Annotated in this window: 27 protein-coding genes; 2 read left to right on the plus strand and 25 right to left on the minus strand. The window is 44.5% G+C overall.

Annotated features, from left to right (window positions below; translation table 11 throughout):
• Position 1 precedes the first annotated feature (1 nt).
• The 23 genes from DWV34_RS13460 to DWV34_RS13570 all read right to left on the minus strand — a co-directional run bounded on the left by DWV34_RS13460 (position 2) and on the right by DWV34_RS13570 (position 18,875).
• Entirely contained in the window at positions 2–418 is a 417-nt protein-coding gene (locus DWV34_RS13460; RefSeq protein ID WP_009288897.1) for a secondary thiamine-phosphate synthase enzyme YjbQ, read from the minus strand.
• An 85-nt stretch (positions 419–503) separates the two neighbouring features.
• Entirely contained in the window at positions 504–791 is a 288-nt protein-coding gene (locus DWV34_RS13465) for a hypothetical protein (RefSeq protein ID WP_006565985.1), read from the minus strand.
• 142 nt (positions 792–933) lie between these two features.
• A complete protein-coding gene (locus DWV34_RS13470) occupies positions 934–1,533 on the minus strand; it encodes a recombinase family protein (RefSeq protein ID WP_009288898.1) in 600 nt (199 codons plus the stop codon).
• Positions 1,534–1,609: 76 nt separating this feature from the next.
• Positions 1,610–2,473 carry a damage-control phosphatase ARMT1 family protein gene (locus DWV34_RS13475; protein WP_009288899.1) on the minus strand — a complete coding sequence of 288 codons (864 nt, stop codon included), beginning with the start codon at positions 2,471–2,473 and terminating at the stop codon, positions 1,610–1,612.
• Between the two features lie 13 nt (positions 2,474–2,486).
• A complete protein-coding gene (locus tag DWV34_RS13480) occupies positions 2,487–3,770 on the minus strand; it encodes a sn-glycerol-1-phosphate dehydrogenase (RefSeq protein WP_118476500.1) in 1,284 nt (427 codons plus the stop codon).
• 170 nt (positions 3,771–3,940) lie between these two features.
• Entirely contained in the window at positions 3,941–4,423 is a 483-nt protein-coding gene (locus tag DWV34_RS13485) for a PTS sugar transporter subunit IIA (protein ID WP_118476502.1), read from the minus strand.
• A 23-nt stretch (positions 4,424–4,446) separates the two neighbouring features.
• Positions 4,447–4,737 (minus strand): hypothetical protein, encoded by a 291-nt coding sequence (locus tag DWV34_RS13490; RefSeq protein WP_006565990.1) that lies wholly within the window; start codon positions 4,735–4,737, stop codon positions 4,447–4,449.
• A 15-nt stretch (positions 4,738–4,752) separates the two neighbouring features.
• Positions 4,753–5,409, minus strand: a complete 657-nt coding sequence (gene deoC, locus DWV34_RS13495; protein WP_006565991.1) for a deoxyribose-phosphate aldolase — start codon at positions 5,407–5,409, stop codon at positions 4,753–4,755.
• A gap of 39 nt (positions 5,410–5,448) precedes the next feature.
• Positions 5,449–6,696: a PTS galactitol transporter subunit IIC gene (locus DWV34_RS13500; protein WP_118476504.1), complete on the minus strand. Its 1,248-nt coding sequence runs from the start codon at positions 6,694–6,696 to the stop codon at positions 5,449–5,451.
• Positions 6,697–6,725: 29 nt separating this feature from the next.
• Positions 6,726–7,619: an aldo/keto reductase gene (locus DWV34_RS13505; protein WP_009288903.1), complete on the minus strand. Its 894-nt coding sequence runs from the start codon at positions 7,617–7,619 to the stop codon at positions 6,726–6,728.
• Positions 7,620–7,641: 22 nt separating this feature from the next.
• Positions 7,642–7,935 carry a PTS sugar transporter subunit IIB gene (locus DWV34_RS13510; RefSeq protein ID WP_006565994.1) on the minus strand — a complete coding sequence of 98 codons (294 nt, stop codon included), beginning with the start codon at positions 7,933–7,935 and terminating at the stop codon, positions 7,642–7,644.
• A 59-nt stretch (positions 7,936–7,994) separates the two neighbouring features.
• The gene (locus tag DWV34_RS13515; protein WP_006565995.1) at positions 7,995–8,927 is read right to left on the minus strand and encodes a sugar-binding transcriptional regulator; all 933 of its coding nucleotides are present in this window, start codon (positions 8,925–8,927) and stop codon (positions 7,995–7,997) included.
• Between the two features lie 185 nt (positions 8,928–9,112).
• Positions 9,113–9,388, minus strand: a complete 276-nt coding sequence (locus DWV34_RS13520) for a GNAT family N-acetyltransferase (RefSeq protein ID WP_118476528.1) — start codon at positions 9,386–9,388, stop codon at positions 9,113–9,115.
• Between the two features lie 22 nt (positions 9,389–9,410).
• Positions 9,411–10,553: a hypothetical protein gene (locus DWV34_RS13525; RefSeq protein ID WP_009288906.1), complete on the minus strand. Its 1,143-nt coding sequence runs from the start codon at positions 10,551–10,553 to the stop codon at positions 9,411–9,413.
• An 86-nt stretch (positions 10,554–10,639) separates the two neighbouring features.
• The gene (locus DWV34_RS13530) at positions 10,640–10,879 is read right to left on the minus strand and encodes a hypothetical protein (RefSeq protein WP_009288907.1); all 240 of its coding nucleotides are present in this window, start codon (positions 10,877–10,879) and stop codon (positions 10,640–10,642) included.
• Positions 10,876–11,487, minus strand: coding sequence for a DUF1700 domain-containing protein (locus DWV34_RS13535; protein WP_009288908.1), 612 nt, complete (start codon positions 11,485–11,487; stop codon positions 10,876–10,878). The genes DWV34_RS13530 and DWV34_RS13535 overlap by 4 nt, the downstream gene beginning before the upstream one ends.
• Positions 11,480–11,797: a PadR family transcriptional regulator gene (locus DWV34_RS13540; RefSeq protein ID WP_006566001.1), complete on the minus strand. Its 318-nt coding sequence runs from the start codon at positions 11,795–11,797 to the stop codon at positions 11,480–11,482. The genes DWV34_RS13535 and DWV34_RS13540 overlap by 8 nt, the downstream gene beginning before the upstream one ends.
• Positions 11,798–11,955: 158 nt before the next feature.
• A complete protein-coding gene (locus DWV34_RS13545; protein ID WP_118476506.1) occupies positions 11,956–12,927 on the minus strand; it encodes a carbohydrate kinase family protein in 972 nt (323 codons plus the stop codon).
• Complete coding sequence (locus DWV34_RS13550; protein ID WP_118476508.1) at positions 12,924–14,387, minus strand: glycoside hydrolase family 32 protein; 1,464 nt, start codon at positions 14,385–14,387, stop codon at positions 12,924–12,926. The genes DWV34_RS13545 and DWV34_RS13550 overlap by 4 nt, the downstream gene beginning before the upstream one ends.
• Positions 14,388–14,397: 10 nt before the next feature.
• Positions 14,398–16,311 (minus strand): sucrose-specific PTS transporter subunit IIBC, encoded by a 1,914-nt coding sequence (locus tag DWV34_RS13555; RefSeq protein ID WP_118476510.1) that lies wholly within the window; start codon positions 16,309–16,311, stop codon positions 14,398–14,400.
• A 170-nt stretch (positions 16,312–16,481) separates the two neighbouring features.
• A complete protein-coding gene (locus DWV34_RS13560; protein ID WP_006566005.1) occupies positions 16,482–17,516 on the minus strand; it encodes a hypothetical protein in 1,035 nt (344 codons plus the stop codon).
• Positions 17,513–17,758, minus strand: coding sequence for an RNA polymerase sigma factor (locus DWV34_RS13565; RefSeq protein ID WP_118476512.1), 246 nt, complete (start codon positions 17,756–17,758; stop codon positions 17,513–17,515). Before DWV34_RS13565 ends, DWV34_RS13560 begins: the two co-directional genes overlap by 4 nt.
• Positions 17,759–17,885: 127 nt before the next feature.
• Entirely contained in the window at positions 17,886–18,875 is a 990-nt protein-coding gene (locus DWV34_RS13570) for a LacI family DNA-binding transcriptional regulator (protein WP_022261155.1), read from the minus strand.
• A 140-nt stretch (positions 18,876–19,015) separates the two neighbouring features.
• Between DWV34_RS13570 and DWV34_RS13575 the strand changes: the two genes are divergently transcribed.
• Positions 19,016–19,459, plus strand: a complete 444-nt coding sequence (locus DWV34_RS13575) for a MarR family winged helix-turn-helix transcriptional regulator (protein WP_006566008.1) — start codon at positions 19,016–19,018, stop codon at positions 19,457–19,459.
• The gene (locus tag DWV34_RS13580; protein ID WP_009288914.1) at positions 19,456–20,004 is read left to right on the plus strand and encodes a flavodoxin domain-containing protein; all 549 of its coding nucleotides are present in this window, start codon (positions 19,456–19,458) and stop codon (positions 20,002–20,004) included. Before DWV34_RS13575 ends, DWV34_RS13580 begins: the two co-directional genes overlap by 4 nt.
• A 47-nt stretch (positions 20,005–20,051) precedes the next feature.
• On the opposite strand, the gene DWV34_RS13585 is transcribed toward DWV34_RS13580, so the two are convergent.
• Complete coding sequence (locus tag DWV34_RS13585; RefSeq protein WP_225103664.1) at positions 20,052–20,615, minus strand: InlB B-repeat-containing protein; 564 nt, start codon at positions 20,613–20,615, stop codon at positions 20,052–20,054.
• Positions 20,551–21,153: an RNA polymerase sigma factor gene (locus DWV34_RS13590; RefSeq protein WP_009288916.1), complete on the minus strand. Its 603-nt coding sequence runs from the start codon at positions 21,151–21,153 to the stop codon at positions 20,551–20,553. The genes DWV34_RS13585 and DWV34_RS13590 overlap by 65 nt, the downstream gene beginning before the upstream one ends.
• Positions 21,154–21,273: the final 120 nt, after the last annotated feature.

The following is a 21,273-nucleotide window of genomic DNA, read 5'->3' on the forward strand; positions in this document are numbered from 1 at the left end:
ATCATTCTCCGATAATTTTGATCAGCACACGCTTGTCCCGTCTGCCGTCGAACTCATAATAAAAAATCTGTTCCCATGTCCCGAAATCCAGACGCCCTTCGGTAATGGCTACAACAGCTTCCCTGCCCATGACCGTCCGTTTCAGATGGGCATCCGCATTGTCCTCAAATCCGTTATGCCGGTACTGGCTGTAAGGCTTTTCCGGTGCCAGTTTCTCAAGCCATTTCTCATAGTCATGGTGCAGTCCGGATTCATCGTCATTGATGAAAACACTTGCCGTGATATTCATGGCATTTACCAACACCATGCCTTCTTTTACACCGCTTTTATCCACAGCATCCTGGACTTTATCCGTAATATTTACAATCCCCCGTCTGGACGGCAGATGAAAATGCAGTACTTCTCTGTATGATTTCATAAAACCTCCTGGATATTATATAAGTGATATTTTAGTTTTCTTCCTACAATATCTTACCCCATACAACATCCGTCTGCAACAGACATTACATCCTTTTACCTGCCTTTTTATCCGTATGAAAATTGTCCTTATTTACTTCTAAAAATTTCTGTGCCTGCACGGGAGAAGCAAACCGAATATTCTCCCCCGTCAGATATCTGACAGCCTCATTCCATTCCCTCGCGCTGAAACGTTCAGCCTTAACAGAACCGGCGATAAAACATGCCACAGGAAACCAAAAACTGGTAGGCAGATCGGACATTTCCTGACAGCCCGCCTCCTCTGCCAAATATTCTAAAAGCCTGTTCCTCAAATCTTTTTTCTTCTGTATCATATCTTACCTCCAGCGAACGATAAAGCAGACTTTTTCGTTCACTCAATGTATACTGTAAGAAATGAATTTATCTCTTAAAATATCAATATTTTTTGCAGTTTTATGTATAAAATGGACTGAATGATAATCTCTACCATTTCTTTTACTTCTGTCCTCTCACCCACCTAAGAAATGTATCCTGGGCAATCTGAAGCTGTGCAGCGGCTTTTCTCGATGAGATTTCACCCCGTTTCCACTTTTCTTTTAATTCATAAAATTTCTCCGGTATCGGTTTCCTCGGCCTCCCAAAATGAACGCCTCTCAGTTTGGCCGCTCTGATTCCTTCCTGTTGGCGCTTCTTTATGTTTTCCCGTTCTGTCTGGGCCACATAGCTTAAGATCTGAAGTACCAGATCGGCGATAAATGTGCCTGTGAGATCATCCTGTTTTTTTCTCGTATCCAAAAGCGGCATATCGAGAACAACGATATCGGCTTTGATTTCTTTCGTGACGATCCTCCACTGCTCCAGGATTTCGCCGTAGTTCCGCCCAAGCCTGTCTATGCTCTGGATCACCAGTACATCTCCCCTCCTCAGTATCTTTGTCAGTTTCCTGTAACTAGGTCTGTCAAAGTTTTTTCCGCTCAATTTGTCCAGGTAAATCTTCTTACTCTCCACCCCGAACGCTTCCAGTGCAAGAAGCTGTCTGCTCTCATTTTGGTCCCTGGTTGACACACGGGCATAACCATAAATATTTGATTCCATAAACTTTTCCTCCATATAAAAATAGTATCCCGTCAGAAGCAGGATACTATTTATTATGGAGCTTTTGAAAAATTTTTTACATTTCCTTTATAAACATATGCTGCAGATATTCCCCCTCAAACCGCTTTACAAAATAATCGCATTTGCACAAGAAAAGATAATATACGTTCAGCCCGCATCCGGATAAAGTTTCATAATTTCCCTGTCCTTTTGCTATGATCAAGTCAGCTCTCTCAATCAATTCTTTTGCTTCCCTGCTGATCCTGTTTAAGCTGGTCCCTGCGATTCTCGTACCATTTCCAATCACCCTGGCTTCGTCAGGAAGACCCACCTGTACTGCATCCTCCATAGACGCATCATTCGCCACACATGCTCCGCGAACAATCACTGTGACATTAACCTGGGGATATGATTTTTTCAGTTCCTGGATCAAAACCTTATCCACCACGATCTCACCGCAGTTATCTGTAATATAGACAAGGTTTTCTGCAGAACTCAGATCTGTCCGAAAGGAATCGTAAACCTCAGGTTTCAGCCCCTTTTCTCCGTTTTGAAACAGAAGCTGTTCCAACTGATCCCCGTCAACCTCGCCCAGAGCGATATAGTCTATGTAGTTTCCCGCCTGCGCTGCCCGAATCGCTGTGGCCACCGGATCTTCTGACGCCTCAATTCTTCTTCTGATCTCCGGCTCTTTTTTAAGCATCAGTTCATTAAAATGCTTCTTCAGCGGATCAAAGGCTGTCTGCTCCCCAAAATGCCGCTCATACAGTTCTGTAAATTCAGCCAGATATTCCGGCGGAGACAATTCTAAATCCTCATCTCTTAAAACTGCCCTCACCTGGTCAAGAAACAGCTGTTTCTTCTCTTCGTTCTGCTCCTGTTCCACTTTCCGCTCTTCACTCCGAAACAGACATTCCCTGCAATATTTCCCTGTCCTCATAATTTTCCTTTCCTTATCCCTGAATCACTGACTCATAAAAATCATAGTATTTTAATATCCGCATGAAAGTCAGCCGCTGCCGGACATATGGAGATACTCTGGCTGTCAATGCTTTCATCCTCTTTTCAAGTCCAAGGTCTTCCAGGGAACTGACTCCGCCGGCCTGGTCAAGATATGCCCTTAACGTTTCTGCCTTCGGCACCTGCTCAAGGATCTCTATGATCCGGTCTTCTTTTTCTTTCAGTACAGAGGGTGAAATCTGATCCAGCACATTCGGTTGATTCTCTTCTAATATAATATCATTCAATCCCCTGCCTGCAAAGCATTTCCTTATCAGTTCTTTCTCTAAAGGCACAGATCTTTTTATACCGTAACGGCCATTTCTCAGACATTCTGCTGCTCTGTGATAAATCTCAGAAGAGATGACCAGGCCGGTGCCTACTTTTTCTCCGTGGTAAAAATCAAGACAGGAATTGACTGCCTCCATCTCCCACAGATGAGACATATGATGCTCTGTCCCTGAAGCAGGACGGGAATTCCCCACCATCTGGATCGCCAGTCCGGAAAGCAGGAGACCGTACATGAGCTGTTCATAAGCAGATATCTCACCCTTCTTTAGTCCCGGAAGACTTTTACACATAATCTCAAGAGCCTCTTCCTCAAAGCCACAGACTCTCGGGCAAAAATATTCTCCTGTCAGCAGATGTGCCAGCTTCCAGTCCGCAAGCGCCGTATATTTCCCCAGCAGGTCACCTACACCCGAAGCTGTAAGGCGGAGCGGAGCTTCTTTCAGCACCCTGCTGTCTGCCGCAATGATCTTCGGCGCACAGGAGGGCACTGTCTTTTTAAATCCCTGAAGTGTCATAGCCGCAACTGTAGATGTGTAGCCATCCACACTGGCAGCCGTCGGCACAGATATAAACGGTATTCCAAGGTCAAAGGCACAGTATCTGGTAATGTCGTGAAGCGTGCCGGACCCGACCGTGATCAATGCATCCGGCCGTTCTCTTCCTTTCAGCTGTCCCATCACATATGCCACACTGGTTTCATCCGCATGGACCCCGCTCCCCTTCAGCATGACTGTTTCTGAAATATGAAGCAGCTGTTCCGTCTGTTTCCCGGCTATTTCATAAGTATTTTCATCGCAGATCATGACAAGATTCTGATAAGGTGTATCTTTCAGCAAAAGCGGCAGTTTTTCGACAGCTCCCTCCTCCAAAAGAATCTTATCAATATCTGCGTGATGTTCTCTTTGGCAGGAGCAGGCTCCCTCCAGCTTTTTTAAGTCAATCTCCATCAAAAAACCTCCTCTCATTCAGACAACAGGGACCTGCATCGCAAGTCCCTGGAAAATAGTGCCCGGTTATGATATAATACATCTGTAAGAAAGAAATGCTCTGCCGACGCTTCGCCCCAAATGAAGACTGTCTATGAGTGTTTCTTTTTTCTTTCTGCGCTGTATCTTCATCATTTTAACCCTTTCTGTATATGCTCTTTGAAAAATTCATTCAGCAGTGCACAAATCTGCGCCGGTGAATTCAGAACTTCGAGCTTAGCCATTTCTGCTTCATTGGATATCAGCAAAACCAGAGTACTCAGCACCTCCACCTGCTGACTCGGCTCTTTAACGCCCAGAACAAAAGCAAACTTTGCGTTCACCTGGATTTCAGGCTCTCCCATGTGCGAAAACAAAACCGTTTCTTTAAATCTTACAAAAGATATGGATACCTCTCTTACATGTTCCACATCCGTATGCGGAATCGCAATCTCATATGATTCGGTCTTTAGACCTGTAGGATAAACTGCTTCCCTGCTCTTCAGCCCATCGGCAAAACTTTCCTTTACTTTGCCTTTTTCATAAAGCCTTTTCCCGATCTTATCAAAAAACTGGTCTTTGTCTTCAAACGTTTCATCCAGCCAGATGAGATCTTCTCTGAAAATCTGCTCCATTCTGTTTCCTCCCTTTATTTGCCTTAAAGATTCTTTTCTACTTCCTCATACAGTTTCCCGGTCCCCATCCATGGATATAAAAGACACAATCCCTGCAGTACCGGAAGCGATGTATTCAGATTGCCTGTAGCAGTAGAGATCACCATATCATGGCCTTCTTCCAGACTTTTTAAGTCCGTCACCTCATATGTATTTACAAATGTCACCTCGGCCATTATGTTCTTTTCTTTCAGTCCTTCTTTCAGAAGCTCTGCCGCCTTTTGGGCTTTTTCTTTCTTCATGCCTCCGGCCAGCAGTAAAGAAGTCTCTCTCATAACATCACTCTCCTCTTAGAATTCTTCCAGGATCGCTTTTGTCCTGCTGATGCCGATCCGGTCAGATCCCGCCTCGATCATAGCCATACAGTCTGCCAGGTTATTGATTCCCCCTGCGGCTTTCACATGGACTTTTTCTGAAACTGTCTCCCTCATGAGTCTGATATCCTCTGCTGCAGCCCCGGACGGCGCAAAACCTGTGGATGTCTTTACGTAAGCAGCTCCTGCTTCTTCTGTCAGCTCACAGCCTTTCCTGATTTCTTCTTTGGTAAGAAACGCTGTCTCAAGAATGACTTTTACAATGCCCGGTGTCGCATTGACCACTGCCTCGATGTCCTTTTTTACATCCTCGTATTCACCATTCCTCAGTGCCCCGATATCAATGACCATATCAAGCTCCACTGCCCCTCTTGCATAAGCATCCACTGCCTCCGCCACTTTTGAAAACGTCGTATGTGCTCCGGAAGGAAATCCGATCACGGTTCCAATCTTTACGTCCGTACCTGCAAGTACTTCTCTTGCCATATCCAGATTGCACGGGTTAATGCAGACAGATGCACAGTGATTCTCCTTTGCAAACTGAAGTCCTTCCATAATCTCTTCCCTCGTCAGCTGAGGTTTTAACAATGAGTGGTCCACTTTGCTTAAAAATTCTTGTTTTGTCATTTCCATAATCTTTGTTCTCCTTTAATTCATAAATAAATGTGTTGTTTAGCCGAACAGTGAAAATACCTTAACGAAAAGCCATGAAATCAGGTTTGCCCGGTCCAGGTTTCCGATCTGGGAAGCTCCCGCCGGCATTTTGATTCCTGCAGTCAGGGCCATCTGTGTCTCGATCGGCGCCAGATTCGTTGCCATCAGTAATACACATGCCATAACGACCGTTCCCACGATCAGTGCCCGGATGACATTTCCCTTTGACATGGCAGTGATCAGGCATACGATGAACGGGATCACCGCCAGATCTGCAAACGGCAGCAGTTTATTTCCAGGCAGCACAATCGCCAGAAGGATTGTGATCGGCACGAGCAGAAGCCCGACAGCAATAACTGACGGCTCTCCGAGTGAAACTGCCGCATCCAGTCCGATAAAGATTTCTCTGTCTCCGAAATGCTTTGCCATAAACTCCCTGGCTGCCTCTGAGATTGGAATCAGCCCTTCCATCAGGATTGCTACCATCTTCGGCATGAGATACATGACTGCTGCCATTGTGATGGCAAGCTGTAAGATGGCATCAATTTTCTGTCCCCCTAAAAGGCCCAGCGCAAGGCCGATGATCAGCCCCATGGACATCGGCTCTCCAAAGATACCGAATCGTTTTCTGATGGTCTCCGGATTTGCATTCAGCTTATTGAGTCCCGGAATCTTGTCAATCAGCCAGTTTAAAGGCACGACCAGCGGCAGAAATCCAAGTGCCGTCAGATGCGGAAATGAAATGCCCGGCATACCGAAGAACTTTTCCACAAAAGGCTGGGTATAATCTGCAAGGATCAGAGCCAGAATGGAAAGTGCACTGGCTGCAATAATTCCCATCGGCAGACTTCCGCTCACGGTTGTCACCGCATATCCAACGAAAGCGAACTGCCAGTAATTCCAAATGTCCACGTTCATAGTCTTCGTAAGTTTCAGCGTGAGCATCACGAAGTTGATCACGAGTCCAATCGGTATCATCAGACCTGCCGCTGCCCACGCCCAGGAAATGGACGACATGGCCGGCCATCCGATATCGATGACCTGAAGGTCCAGTCCCAGGCGTTTCGTCATGGCCTGCGCCACCGGACCCAGCTGATCCGTCAGCAGCGTAATGACCAGGTTGATTCCTGTGAATCCGATTCCTATGGTCACACCGGACTTAAATGATTTTGAAAATCCAGCCCTCATGATGAGTCCGAACACGAAAATAATGATCGGCAGCATAACTGTGGAACCCAATCCCAATATAAAATTTAATATTTCCATACAATTCCTCCCATTGTACCCTCATTCATCTACGGTACTTTGTGGCCCTTGACTGCCGTCCAGATCATAAACCACTGTTCTGGCGTCAGCCGGTATTTCAATGCTTTGACTGGTCTCTCTGCCAATCCGATTTCTCCTGAACCTGTAATCGGAATCGGCTTTGCCGGATGGGAGAACAGCCATGCGAAGGCCACTTCATCGATATCTTCCGCACCGATCTCCTCCCGGATGACTTCTAAAACTTCTCTGAGCCTTATTTCCTCTTCTCCCTGCCCGGTAAAGATCCTGCCTCCGGCAAGCGGAGACCAGAGCATAGGATGAATCCTCTCTTCCAGGCAAAGATTCATGACTCCGTTTTCCATATTTCCCATCCTGAGCGGAGAAAGTTCGATCTGATTCGTGATCAAAGGTACAGTGAGATAAGATTTCAGCAGGCGGAATTCGTCCGGCAGAAAATTCGATACTCCAAAGGTCCTTACTTTTCCTTCCTTTAAAAGGGTTTCAAACGCTCTGCTGATCTCTTCCGGGTCCATAAACGGACTCGGACGGTGCAGGAGCAGTGTGTCCAGGTGATCAATCCCCATATATTTCAAAGATTTCTCCACCTGTCCGATGATGTAGTCTGTACCGTAATTATAATATTTGACACGTGCAGTTTCTGACTTGTAGACAATTCCGCACTTTGAAATAATCTGCATTTTGTCTCTGAGATCCGGCCTTTTTTTCATGGCTTCCCCGAATTTCTCTTCGACCGTGTAGTCCCCGTAAATATCTGCGTGATCCATCGTCGTGATCCCCAGGTCAAGACATTCTTCCAGATAGCGGATCAATTCATCGGTTGAAAGATTCCAGTCCAGAAGTCTCCAAAAACCAAGCACCACTCTGGAAAACTCAAGGCCTTCCGCCATTGTTACATATTCCATGTTTTACCTCCATCATACATCCTCATTCTTCCAGACCTCTTAAGACCGTCAGAATTTGTTCATCAACAGCTTCCGGTTTGATCCCTGTCAGATAGTTAATGGCAAATACCGACGGTGTCGTTACTGTTTCAGGAACTCGCGTGCTCGCAACGATCAGGTCAAATTCCGGAGCCATTTTTTCTACCTCCACAATTTTTACCTGCTGTACTTTTACTTTAAATCCATTGTCCTCGCAGAGATTCTTAACCCGGTTGGCAATCACCGTGCTGGTAGCAATACCGCTCCCGCAGGCGATCAAAATATGGTATTCCTTCATGTCATCCACCTCCTTTCCTTTTTATTTATTTTCAAAGACCGGTTTTGCGGTCCTTAAAATTATTTGGACAAATACTCCGCCGTATCCTGGTCCGTGACCAATATATCGATATATCCTGCCTCCAGCGCGGATCTCACGGAGTCATATTTTTCTCTGCTCTCTACCACACAGATCTTATTGGGAATTTTTTTTAACTGTTCTTCGGTAATCCCTATGCACCTCTCGGTAATATTTTCACAGCATATTTGGCTGTTCTTATCCAGGAAAACAACAGAGACAACATCACAGATAGCGTCCTCCTTTTCCAACTGTCTTAAGTCTGCCTCAGATATGTAGCCCGACTTTTTGATACTGCTGTCCTTTGCCAGCGGATTGCCAAGACTGAAAACCGCATATTCTGCCTGAGATGTGCGCTCGATTACACGTTTTACCTGGTTGTCGTCTGACAAAAATGTTTTCTCTTCTTTATTTTTCACAAGTGCCGGAGCGATCAGGGACAGCGATCTTCCCCCTGTTTTTTTTGCCAGGTTGGACGCTATGGTCGTAGCGTGCATATCCAGTTCGCTCTGTCCGTGTCCTCCGATGATCGGTGAAAACAACAGCTCCGGATCATCCATCTTCTGAATATAATCCGGGATCAGACGCATCGTGGACCCCCACCCGACGGCGACTGTAGAACCGGATTCCAAATGCCGTTCCAGATAATAGGCAGCAGCGGAGGCTACCTGTTCCTTTGAAGAATTTCCGATGGATGTGTCTACGATGACCACATCCTTTAACTTATATTTTCCTTTGATGTCCTGTTCCAGTTCCGGATAAACGCCGGAATAATCTATGATGATCCTTACGATACCTTCTTCCTTCGCCTTCTGAAGAATTCTGGATACTTTCATTCTTGACAATCCGGTCTGCTTTGCGATCTGCTGCTGGGTCATATTTTCTTCATAATACAGCTTGCTGATCATAGTCATAGTTCTTCTCTGCATATCCATGTCATCACCTCTTTTTGTTCATTTGAACATATACTGTTATTTTGTTCATCTTTATAATATAACACTTATGTACAAAAGTCAATACAATTTGCCCGCAGGAAAATTTTCTCAGCAAAAAAGGATATGAGAACTGTTTTCAGTACAGTTCTCATATCCTTTTTTAGTTTTGGCATTCAGTCCGCCGTCTAAGATTTCAAAAGTATCCGGTATTCCGGGTGCTTTTCAAACCACCGCACCGCATAGGAACAGGTTGGGATTACCTTCATCCCTCTTTCTTCCAGCTGTTCTGCCGCCGTTTCCAATAGTTCTCCGGCCACTCCCTGTCCCCGCAGGGAATCATCTACAAAGGTATGTTCTATGACGGCCGTGCCTTCAGACACTTCGGGAAATGTTACTTCTGCTATCACATGTCCTTCTTGATCTTTGGCAAAAATCCGGTGATCTTCACTCTGAAATTCCATTTGATCGTCTCCTTTTCCTTCATTACAGATAATCAATGCTGTAAACACCATTTGTATTCTTTCCGATTTTGGAGACTTTTATATAATACGTTCCCGCCCCATGCTTCAGACGATATTTTCTTTCCTTCTGTCCTGAGAGTTTATAAATCTTCAGTGGTTTTTTTCTGCCTTTTTTATAAATTGTAAACTTCAGTTTTCCAGAATTCATGGAAGTACTGATTTCAATGTAACGTTTCTTTTTCGCTGTCTTTCTGGAGATCCGATACCATCTGGAAGCTCTTTCTGTATCTGTATACAAATCTGTCTGAAAGCTTTCCAGCGTAATTTTTTTAGCTTTTGACTTTTTTGTCTTATATTTCTTCACAACCGTTTCGGGAACATAACCAATCAGATACGGCGTACCCGTCTTCCCCTTCACGGCAGCTCTGTAATTCCCCTTCGCCAATCCATAAACAGACCTGGATAAGGCCTTCTCATAATCATCATCAGCTGTCTTGGTTTTTGAAAGCATCTTCCATCCGGCCTTTGTCTTCCGCTGTATATTATATGACAGCTTCTGGTCTGTAAAGGGAAGTATCGGCAGCATCGCCATAGATCTTTTTTTCAGAGTAAACTCATGATAAAAATAACCTCCGGTGGCTGTCTGCACATAAGAATCATTTTTCCTTAACACCTTTTGATGATCTTCCATCAGATCGGCTTCTACGGTAAAACTTCTAAACTTTTCGGGTAGTTTTAGGGAATACACTGTTCCTGCAGAAACAACCTTCATAAGAAGTCCTTCCTTCTGATATTCCTTTACCTCTTTTCCTGAAGCATCATATAACGTACCACAGGCATCAGCCATATCTTCAGATTCACCTCCGATTACGAGCAGTCCGGATTGATCTGCATAGATTTTAACTGTTTTGCCCTGCCATGAGGAGCTGTACTTGTATCCTTCTTCACCCGGCATCTCACCTATGGAGCGGTACTTTTTAACGTGAATCTCCGCCTGGTTCTTCCCGGCTGCCCTTCTGCCTTTGTTATACTCTGTTCTGTTTTTTACTTTCAGCAGATCTGTGACATCTGTCTTTTCTTTCGCTGAAACCGGGACCAAAATACTTCCTGCTGCCAACGCAGCAGACAGAAAAATTCCCATCAGCTGTTTCCGTCTTATTCCCATAACCATTCCTCCTGTCAGGTTGTCTGTTTATTATAGCAAAGCCTAAGGAGAAATTTGTAACAAAACTATGTTAGATCTATTACAAATCAATATTCACCGCTGTCGCCGAAAGTAAGAAGGTACACACCCTTTTTAAGCCGGATGCCGATCCATGTTCCCTGCTCATCTGCATGAAATGTCCGGTACCACTTCGGTGTTCCCTCTTCCTTCACATTCTCCGCCTTAAAATCTGCCATGCTCCAGCCGGCTCCTATAAGGACAGACCCTATGATCAGAAATACCGCACTCAATATAAGACATTTCTTTTTAAAACTGCTGATACTCATACGTTTTTCCTCCTTATCCTGGTAACTGTCCCCGCCAGCCATTTACTGAAACTGGCTGTTACTTTTACAAAATATTTTCCTAAAACCCATGTCAGCAGACCTGTCAGGATGAAAATACCGGCAGACAACATGCCGACGCCCAGCTGAATGACCCCTGCCGCAGAATTCTGGAAAACGATGACTGCCGCGCCGCCCATACTGACTACTGACAGAATCAGGCCCGCCACTGAGACTGCTCCGGTGCACAGCGGAATACACCAAATGACAATGTAGGCAGACAAGACCAGCAGCACCGCTGACAGCACAATACAAAATCCCGCAAGCATCAGGGAACCCCAAAGCGGAAAACCAAGGACCAGCAAAACTGCGACCAAGACTTTCGTCCCCCGGGACATCGGCGCCTTCATCTGTGACTGCTGTTCCTCCAGAATCTCCTGTGCGATCAGCCCCGGATTCCCGATCTGCTCTACAGCTTGCTCCTCCGTATATCCGTCCTCCATATAATCGTCAATGATCTCATTGTAATAGGAGAGCGATTTTTCTCTCTCACTCTTCCCAAGACTTTTTAAAAGCCGGTTAAGACTTCCTAAAAACTCTTCTTTACTCATGTTCTGCCGCTCCTTTCACAAACTCATAAATACCCATGATCTGCTGCCACTCATCCAAAAATTCTCTGATATGGTCTCTTCCCTTTTCTGTTATCCTGTAATACTTTCTGAGACGGCTGTTGTGTTCCACCGTGTAAGTATCCAGATATCCGCTGCTTTCCAGACGTTTCAGAATCGGATACAGCGTTGACTCGGAAATCTTAATACATCCCGATACATCTTTGATGATCTGGTAACCATAGGAGTCATCCTCACAGAGGGCAGCCAGAATACAAAACTCTAAAAAACCTTTTTTCAACTGTGTATTCAATCTATCGCCTCCTTATGCATTATACTATATATTACATAGTATAATGTGTCAAGATGTATTTTCAATTTCATCCTAGATCTATTCGTAAAAAATAGAAAAAAGCCAGCGAATCCTTTTTTCAAAGACTCATTGGCTTTTCACGTTTTATATATTTTAATTTACTGCAGGTTCTTTCTGAAATCGGCAAATTCCCTGGCGTCTGCCATGGCTGCCAGCGCTCCTTCCCTGGTTGTAGTATAAGCCGCATAGGCGTTGGCAAAATCCAGATACTCCTTTAAAGTCCCGAAATTCACCGCTTCCAGATCCGTCACATTATCCCTCAGAAGCTGGTATAAAAATGCTCCGATAAAGGAATCACCGGCTCCGGTCGTATCTCTTACGTCAATGGAATATCCCGGTGCTTCCGTCATTCCATGTTTCGTATAGATCTCCGCACCGTCTTTTCCTTTTGTATAGATGACATACTTCGTCCTTCCGTTCAGCAGGTCAGACACTGCCTCCCTTATATCCGTATGTCCTGTGATAAACTCCAGTTCTTCATCTGAGATTTTTATAATATCCGCAAAAGGCAAAAATTCATTGACTGTCTCTTTCAGTTCCTGTAAGTCATCCCACAGTGAAAAACGGAGGTTTGGATCAAATGATACAAGCACGTCTTTGCCGTTTGCCATGTCAATTAATTTCTTATGTGCATCTTTCATGGGTGAATTCACCAAGTCTACGCTGCAGAAATGGATCATCCCGCAGTCATCCAGAACATCCGGCTCAATGTCATAGACACTGTAGCGGAGATCTGCGCTGTTTTTGCGGTAAAACTTAAAATCCCTGTTTCCGTCTGATGCCAGAGAGACAAAGGCCAGAGCCGTCTCTGCTTCTTTGTCCCGTTTAATATGACTTGTGTCAATTCCAGCCTCATCAAGTACTTCAACTATATAATCACCGAAGGGATCGTCTCCAAGTTTTGTCAAAAACTTGGACGGAATCCCAAGTTTCGTCACCGCACCGGCTACATTGGCAGGAGCCCCTCCTGCTACTCTGGTAAAGGACGGTACATCCTTTAATCTCTGTCCTTTCACTTCCGGAATAAAATCAATCAGTGCCTCTCCGATTCCGCATAATTTTCTGGTCATTCTCTTTCTCCTATCTCCAGAGGCCGCAGGCAATAGATCTTCATGGTACCCGAACAGTCCCCGTCTATGCTAAGCTTTCCCTGGCTGCTGTATACCCTGGTGGTAAAGACTTCTTCACCGCCGTTTACAAAAATTTCAAGAGAAGTAGTGTCTGCGAAAATCCGCAGGTCTTTTAATTCATCCAATGCGGCACATCTTGTCGTCCTGCCCTCACCAAAATCCCCCAGATCAAGGGTGAGCATTCCGCTGTCATAGGATAAGGTAACGCCTTCCTTTAAAGTCAGAACCATATCAGCGCAATGTCTGAATCGAACCTCTGCTTCATACAGTTTCAGATTGCTCTCCATCCTGCCCTGTTCAGAAAATGTACAGATCAGTTCTCCTTTTCTCATCTGTTCCATCTCCTTTATGGGCTGCTGAATGATCCTTCCATCCTTTATGTGCAGTTCCCTTGGGATTGTCAGTGCGTGCTGCCATCCATGCTCAACGGTCGGATTCGTGTAATCGGCATCCGGAATCCCCATCCATCCGATCAGGATACGGCGTCCCTTCTCGTCCTCAAAGGTCTGGGGTGCGTAAAAATCAAAGCCCCTGTCTAACTGCTGAAACTCTGAATTATCGCAGATCTCATATGATTTGTTCTCAAAGTCATAATCCATCTTCACCGCTGTACACTGATGAACATTCTGGTAGTCAATGCCTTTCGGTTCTACCCCCTGAGGGCATGTGATCAGCATCATCTGTCCGTCCAGTTCGAACAAGTCCGGACACTCCCACATATAACCGAACGGTTCTTTCGGAACGATCCGGTCAAAATACTCCCAATGAGACAGATCCTTTGAATGAAACATCAGGATCAGTCCATGACTGTCTATATCCCTGGCTCCCTGGACCATATAGTAATCATCCCCCCGCCGGATGATCTTCGGGTCCCGCACATGGCAGCTCATATCCTCAGGATAATCGTCCGTGGTCATTAAAAGGTCTTTTTCAGAAAAATGATATCCGTCTTTGCTGGCCACATGAATCGTGTTGCTGCCACGCCCTGAGTTGATGTAATCGTAATCATCCCTGTCAAAATACTTGATATTCCCTGTATAGAAATAGTGAATCGTATCTCCTTTTACAAAGGCGGAACCGGAGTAGACGCCGTGAGCGTCAAACTCCGAATCCGGAAATAATACCGGTCCTTCATCTATATAAGAAATAAAATCTTTTGTCGTATAATGCCCCCAAAGCTTCAGTTCTCCGGTCGGTTCAAACGGGGTGTACTGATAATAGATATGGTAGGTGCCGTGAAACTGGCACAGTCCGTTGGGATCGTTGAGCCATCCGGTCTTAGGCATCAGGTGAAATTTAAGCCGCATCGGATCTTTCGCTGTCTCTTCTCTGTCACTTTCATGTTCAGCATACCACTTTTCATAGTCTTCTTTCAATACTTTATTATACTTCTTAAACATGATTTCCCTCTTATCTAACGATCATAACCTGTGTTTTCGTATCTGCATCCGTCTTTGGAATGACTTCCACCTGTCCGTCTCCCTCTGCCAGCATCATCATAGTCTGAGGACTGTAACCCTTTTCTTTCACGAGATCTATATCAAACGTAAGGATCTTATCTCCCTGTTTTACCTTCGTTCCGGCTTCTGCGAACGTCTCAAAGCCTTCCCCTTCCATCTTTACGGTGTCAATTCCCGCATGAATCAGAAAACTCTTTCCCGTTTCTGCCTGAATCGCAATCGCATGTTTTGTCGGAAAGATCATCGTTATCGTACCGTCACACGGCGCATACACTGTGCCCTCAGAAGGATTGACGGCCACGCCGTCTCCCATGGCTTTCGATGCGAATGCTTCATCTTCGGACTCCGTGATGGGAAGCACTTCCCCATTCATCGGGGAGTAAAGCACTGTTTCCGCTGTTTCTGCCTGTTCCGGAATTTCTGCTGTTTCCTCAGAAGACTGTACCGGCTTTCTTGTTTTTTCATTTCCGCCAAGGTTGTACTTTTTCCAGAACACAACGGTGAGCCCCGCTGAAATCACCATGGAGAGGATCAATCCGATTCCAAAGTGAAGAAAATGATCCGGTTTCATGGAGATAAATCCGGGAAGTCCCGCTGCTCCCAATGCCTGTGCCAGTGTTTTGGTAGCTGCTGCGTATGCACTTCCCACTGCGGAACCAATGATCGCCGCGTAGAAAGGATATTTCAATTTCAGTGTCACGCCAAACATCGCCGGCTCCGTAATTCCCAATAATGCGGAGACTCCGGATGCAGAACAAATAGACTTCTGTTTCTGGTCTTTTGTGAGGAAGAGGACTGCTAAAACTGCCGCTCCCTGTGCAACATTGTTCATACTTGCCGTTGTAAAGATGAAGCTTCCTCCGGTCACTGCCTTTGCGGCCAGAAGCTGAGTCTCGATGGCAATAAAGCTGTGGTGAAGCCCTGTCATCGTGATCGGTGCGTATACAAGACCAAAGAGTCCGCCTCCCACAGCGCCGAGAGTATTGTAAACCCATGTGATTCCGTCTGCTAATAAGTTGCCTGCTTCTCTTAATACCGGTCCCACACAGATGAATGTTAAAAATGCAGTTATAATGATAGAAAGCAATGGTGTCGTAAGATTGTCAAGCCAGGTAGGTGTTACTTTGTGAAGCCTTTGTTCAATCTGAGCCAGAATCCAGGAAATTGCCAGTACAGGAAGTACTGTTCCCTGATAACCGATCGCCTGAATGTTGAATCCGAAGATATCCCACACCGGTGCCTGCCCGATGCCGATCTGATAGGCATTTAAAAGATCCGGGTGAACCATGATCATACCCATGGCCGCACCTAAAAACGGATTGCCTCCAAACTTCTTCGTGGCGCTGAATCCGATCAGTACTGGGAGAAAGGTAAACGGTGCGTTGGCGAATGTATTGACCGCCTGAGTCAACCCCTTCCACTGGGGATATAATTCAATGATCGATCTGCCGTCGAATAATCCCGCCGTCAAAATATTATTAAGTCCCATCAGAAGACCGCCTGCCACAATGGCCGGGATAATCGGGACAAAAATATCACTCAGCATCTTTACAAAACGCTGTACAACAGAGCCCTGCTTTTCTTCTTTCTCCTCTTCCCCTGCGGCTGAGGAAACATCCCCGATCTGTTTCTGTACTTCGTCACAGATCAGATTTACGAGTCCTGATCCAAAAATAATCTGGAACTGTGACTGGGTTAAAAAGACACCTTTTACCCCATCCAGGTCACTGATGGCCTCTTCATTTCTCAAATCATTATTCTTCAGCTGAAAACGCAGCCTGGTCGCACAGTGCGCCACAGATTTGATATTCTCTTTTCCGCCTACGTTAGCGATGACCTGGCTTGCAATCTTTGCATAATCCATAGTTTTCTCTTATCCTCCTTACGATATTTGTGGCATCGGTTCCATATTTGTATTATAGGACGATTCTTTCTCTACGTCAACACTTTTCTGGTATCGGTTCCACAAAAAATTGCACAAAATAGAAGACTCCTGTTTGGGAGTCTTCTACAAAGTCTTAATCTATTTATCGATTATTTATTTTTTGAAACCGATATTTCATTGCCTCCTATAATGACCGCCTCTACGTTGTCAGGATTTATCAGCTCTGTAAAATCACTTTGATGAAAAGCATATCCGTTTGCCGACCTGTCAGCCCCCTGACTGTAAGACCAGTGAAGCTTTTTGACCGTTCCATCCTTGATCCTTAAAGAACATTCCGGTAAATTGGAATTATCCTCCGAACTGCCCTTTTTGCCATGATAAACCCTGAAATAAAATGGAGTAATCTCTATCTTCTTTATGATTTCCTTTCCGTTTTGGAAATGATATTCTTTATCCACATGAACCTCTGCCGTTTCCATTTTGCTGTTTTCCACTTTCCAGGTCAGCTTCCATGAGCCTTTGGGATTCTCAAAAATCAAATCTTCTGCCGTTGTATGGGTAGATGTAAATCCCTCCAGTGACAACATGATCTTCTGATTTTTAAAATCATGACCAGATCTCTCTGCCTGTAATATAAACCATCCGATATTCTCTTTTTTCTGTACCAGCAGCAGCCGGTCCGCGTTCATCCCTGTCATTTCTTTCTTCTTTGGGTCATCTTTTGCTCCGGTCTTTAAAAGACTGTATTTGAAAATCTGATCTTCCTTAAATGTCTGGTTTTCCGGAAGTTCTGTTTTCAGCAGTATATAAATCATACCTTTGGAGGCTGCCGACTGTACCACTTTCACTTTAATATTTTTACTTTCAGCCTCTGCCATTACTTTGTCACTTCCGCTGTACTCCTCCAGATCCGTCTCTGTGCCTTTTCCGATGAGCGTGCTGTTAAATAATTTGGGTATCAGATTTCCCCAGCCTCCGGAAGCTGCCACGGCAGTTCCTCCTCCAATAATCACAACAATGGCCGCTGCCGCTGCCTTCTTAAAAAAAGCCTGCCGCCGTTTCTGTTTCCCTGCAATCTTTCTTGCCATCGTCTTCATTTGGTCTGTCATTTCCTGATCTTCCAGATCTCTCTCGCTCTCCGGAATCTTTGTTTTTATCTTATTTAAGATGCGATATATATTCATTGTCCTGCCTCCCTGATCTCTTTATGTTTTCTGAGCTTTTTTCTTCCTCTTGATATTCTCTGATAGATCGTACTTTCATTTAATCCCATTTCCGCTGATATCTCTTCGATGGTGGCTTCCTCAATAAAATGCTTCCTAACCACAGACTGAATAACCCATCCGTAGGTTTCCACGGCATAGAGCAGCCCTTCCTCCCTCCTTTTCCTGATCAGATTTATATAATTTTTCTCCGTTGCTTTCATAACTTTGTCTCCTGTCCCCTGAACAGTTCCCGCCTTCACTCTATATTTCGTATACAGACAGACATTTCTGACAGAAAAAAAGTCATAAAATCCAGCTTAATCCGGATCTTATGGCCTTTTTGCAGTCCTATGTTCGATTTTTTACGCTCTTACCTTCTATAAATTTATACTCTACGATTTGTTTCTTGGATACCGGTTCTTCTTTTATCATCTTGAGAATCGTCTCCGCCCCGAGATATCCCATTCCATAGGAATCAAATTTCAGTGTCGTAAGCTCCGGCGTTAAAAGACTGCTCTCGTCATATCCGCCAAATCCCACCACCGAAATATCTTCCGGGATGCGAAGCCCTTTCTCCTGCAAAACTTTATAGGCTCCAAACGCCAGACGGTCAGTGGCGCACACAATAGCGTCCGGCTTCATTTTCTCCAGGATCTCTCTCGTATTTTTCTGTCCTCCGAGAAAACTGTAATCACTCTTTTTTATCAGCGGATCATGAATTCCAAATGCCGCAAGTCCGTCCAGAACTCCCTGACGCCTTCGGATACCTACGGCCTCATCGGTCTCATAAACACCAATATATCCAACGTTCTTATGACCTGTTTTCCCGATATATTCTCCCACACATTTTCCAGCATTGTAATCATCATCGATGATAGAAATCCCGTCCTCATAATCCTGAGCCAGGACAACAATGGGTATCTGTGTCTGCTCAAAAATATCGCGGTGATCCTCTGTGACTGCGATAGAACTGATCAAAATCCCATCCACATTCAGATGAATCAGCTTTTGTATATTTAAAAGCTCCAGATCAATATCATGATCTGAGTTTTTGATCAGTGTTGTATAATTCCTGTCCCTTAAATACCGGTCAATGCTTGTGATGACACGGCTGGTAACCTTGGAATTCAGCGTAGGCACTACGACCCCGATCACATTGCTTTCCTTTGCCTTTAACCTTGCAAATGTATTCGGTGCATAATTATATTCTTCGATTACTTTCTGAATCTTTTCCCTCGTAGCCTTTTTGACATATCCCCCATTAAAATAACGGGAAACCGTGCTTTTTGTCACTCCCGCCATCTCTGCCACATCAGCCATTGTTATTTTTTTTGGCATTGTGTATCCTGCCTTTCTCTCATACTTGATTTTATTGTAAGATGATTTCCCGGATTGTGCAACCGGAATCCGGTTTCTTTCTATTTTCTTTGACATTTCATGATTTATGTAATACATTACATATAGGAGGTATTTCGACCATGAAATTAGAAGATTACGACAGCAGACACCTGCTGTTTGCTGCATTATTTATGACCAGTAACCGGCTCCAGTCAATCGGAGACCGCTTCTATGAAGAGATCACGTCAAAACAATGGTTTCTTCTGGCTGCTCTCAATACCTTTGAGTATGCCCCAACTTTCAATGAACTTTCCTCCCTTATGGGCAGTTCCCACCAAAATGTAAAGCAGATCGCTTTAAAACTTCAGCAGAAAGGTTATGCGGAAATAGAAACTGACCCGGATGACCGCCGCAAAAGCCGGGTGCGCCTTGGCAGAAAAGCCGAATCACTGCAGTCTGCGTATGCCTTAAAGGAAGAAGCTTTTATGGATCTTTTATACAAGGATATCTCAGAGACACAGCTGAAGACCGCACTGGAAACCCTGAATACTATGATGAAAAACATGGAGGAATGTAATATATGAAGAAAACCGCAGTTGTCTACGGGTCCGTTTACGGGTCCACAAAACAATACGCACAGTGGATCGCCGACTCCTTGTCTGCCGATCTGTATGAAAATAAAAACCTGGATCTTTCTGTCCTGGAACCCTATAACGTTATCATTTACGGCGGTGGCCTTTATGCCGGAGGAGTCACCGGTATTTCCCTGATTTCCCGCCATCCTGAATTTATACAAAAGAAAAAAGTGTTTGTATTCACTTGCGGAATTGCCGATCCTGCGCTGCCGGAAAATGTAGAACACATTTTAAAAAATCTAGATTCAGTTTTCCCCGGTGAATTGAAACAACAGATTTCCTTCTATCACCTCAGAGGCTGGATGGATTATTCCCGGTTCAGCAAAAAACACCGGGTTATGATGTGGATGATGAAAAAAATGCTCTCCAAGAAAAAACCGGAGGACCTAACAGAGGAGGACCAGGGAATTCTTGAAACTTATGGAAAACACGTAGACTTTACCGACCGGGACAGCATCCTTCCTCTGGTACAGGATGTCAGACAGTATATCTAGCAATCTCAAGAAAAGACCCTCTTAAGCAAAAGAGAGTCTTTTCTGTTTTACTTTCTTCTATTATAATTTCTGAACAGCAGACCGGCACTGATGCTTCCGCTGGCTATCAGTAAAATTAAGATTACAAATGGTTTTTTTATGTCAGAAGTTTCAGATAATTCTCCGTTTTGGTTTCCAGCTCCGCTGCCATTTCCTTTGATTTGATATTGTCCCCATTCAGGGAGCGTCTCTGTTTTTTTATCTGACTTTTTCTTAGATGGCTTCTTTTTGGATGCCTGCTTTTTGTCTGATGCCGGGGGTTCTTTTTTGGGGTCCTTTGTCTGTTCTGTACTCTTAGATGTTTCCCTCTCCTTTGTCCATTTTGCTTTTAATTCTATCCCCTGATTCAATGAATCATTAAAATCCCATTTCTGTTCCTTTCCATTCTCATCAGTGTAATACCATCCTTCAAACGTGTATCCGTCTCTTTTCGGATCTGACGGTCTCTCAATCTTTTCTCCCCCGGTAACCAGCTGGTCTTCCGGTTTATGATCTCCTCCGCTAGGGTCAAACACTACCTTGTGTTCTCCTGTCAGTGTCACTTTGACCGTTACCGATGTGCCGTCTGACATAGAAAATTCTCTTTCCATGATACAAGAGATTTTTCACCGCATTAATGTCACAATCCATGACTTCCGCAATTTCTCTCATTTTCATCTGCCAGAGGCCACTCATGATCACTGCGGCCTTTTGTTTTATCGGCAGATTTGAAATGCACTGAAACAGCAGCTGATTTTTTTCATCCTTCAGAACAGCTTCCTGCGGCTCACTGTCCTTCTCCGCCATATGATCGATTGTTTCAATGACACTGTCTCCAACGACAACATCCTTCTTCTGTTTGGAAACTCTGATACAGCAGCGGTATGAAATTTTTCTCTGCCACACACAAAATGCTAGATTATTTTTCAAATCCGGCAGATAACGGTAAACATCCAGGTATATTTCCTGTATGATGTCTTCTGCCTCATTTTTATCCTTACAAAAATTCAGCACAAACCATTTGGTCATATCATATGTAGCCTGGTAAAGATACTCAAAGGTATCCTGATCACCCTGCTTGACCCGCTCCACATATGGACTGAGTTCTTCATAAAACTTTTCTTCTCTCATCTCTTTGCGCTTCTAAACTTTTTCAGGACTAACTATAAATTAGAAACATAAGAAAATCAAGAGGAAAGAAATGTAATAGAACTGCGAATATTAACCAGTTACTTTATAATTTTTGTCAAA

Origin of the sequence: Anaerostipes sp. AF04-45 (assembly GCF_003461725.1) — a bacterium.
Taxonomy (GTDB): domain Bacteria; phylum Bacillota; class Clostridia; order Lachnospirales; family Lachnospiraceae; genus Anaerostipes; species Anaerostipes caccae.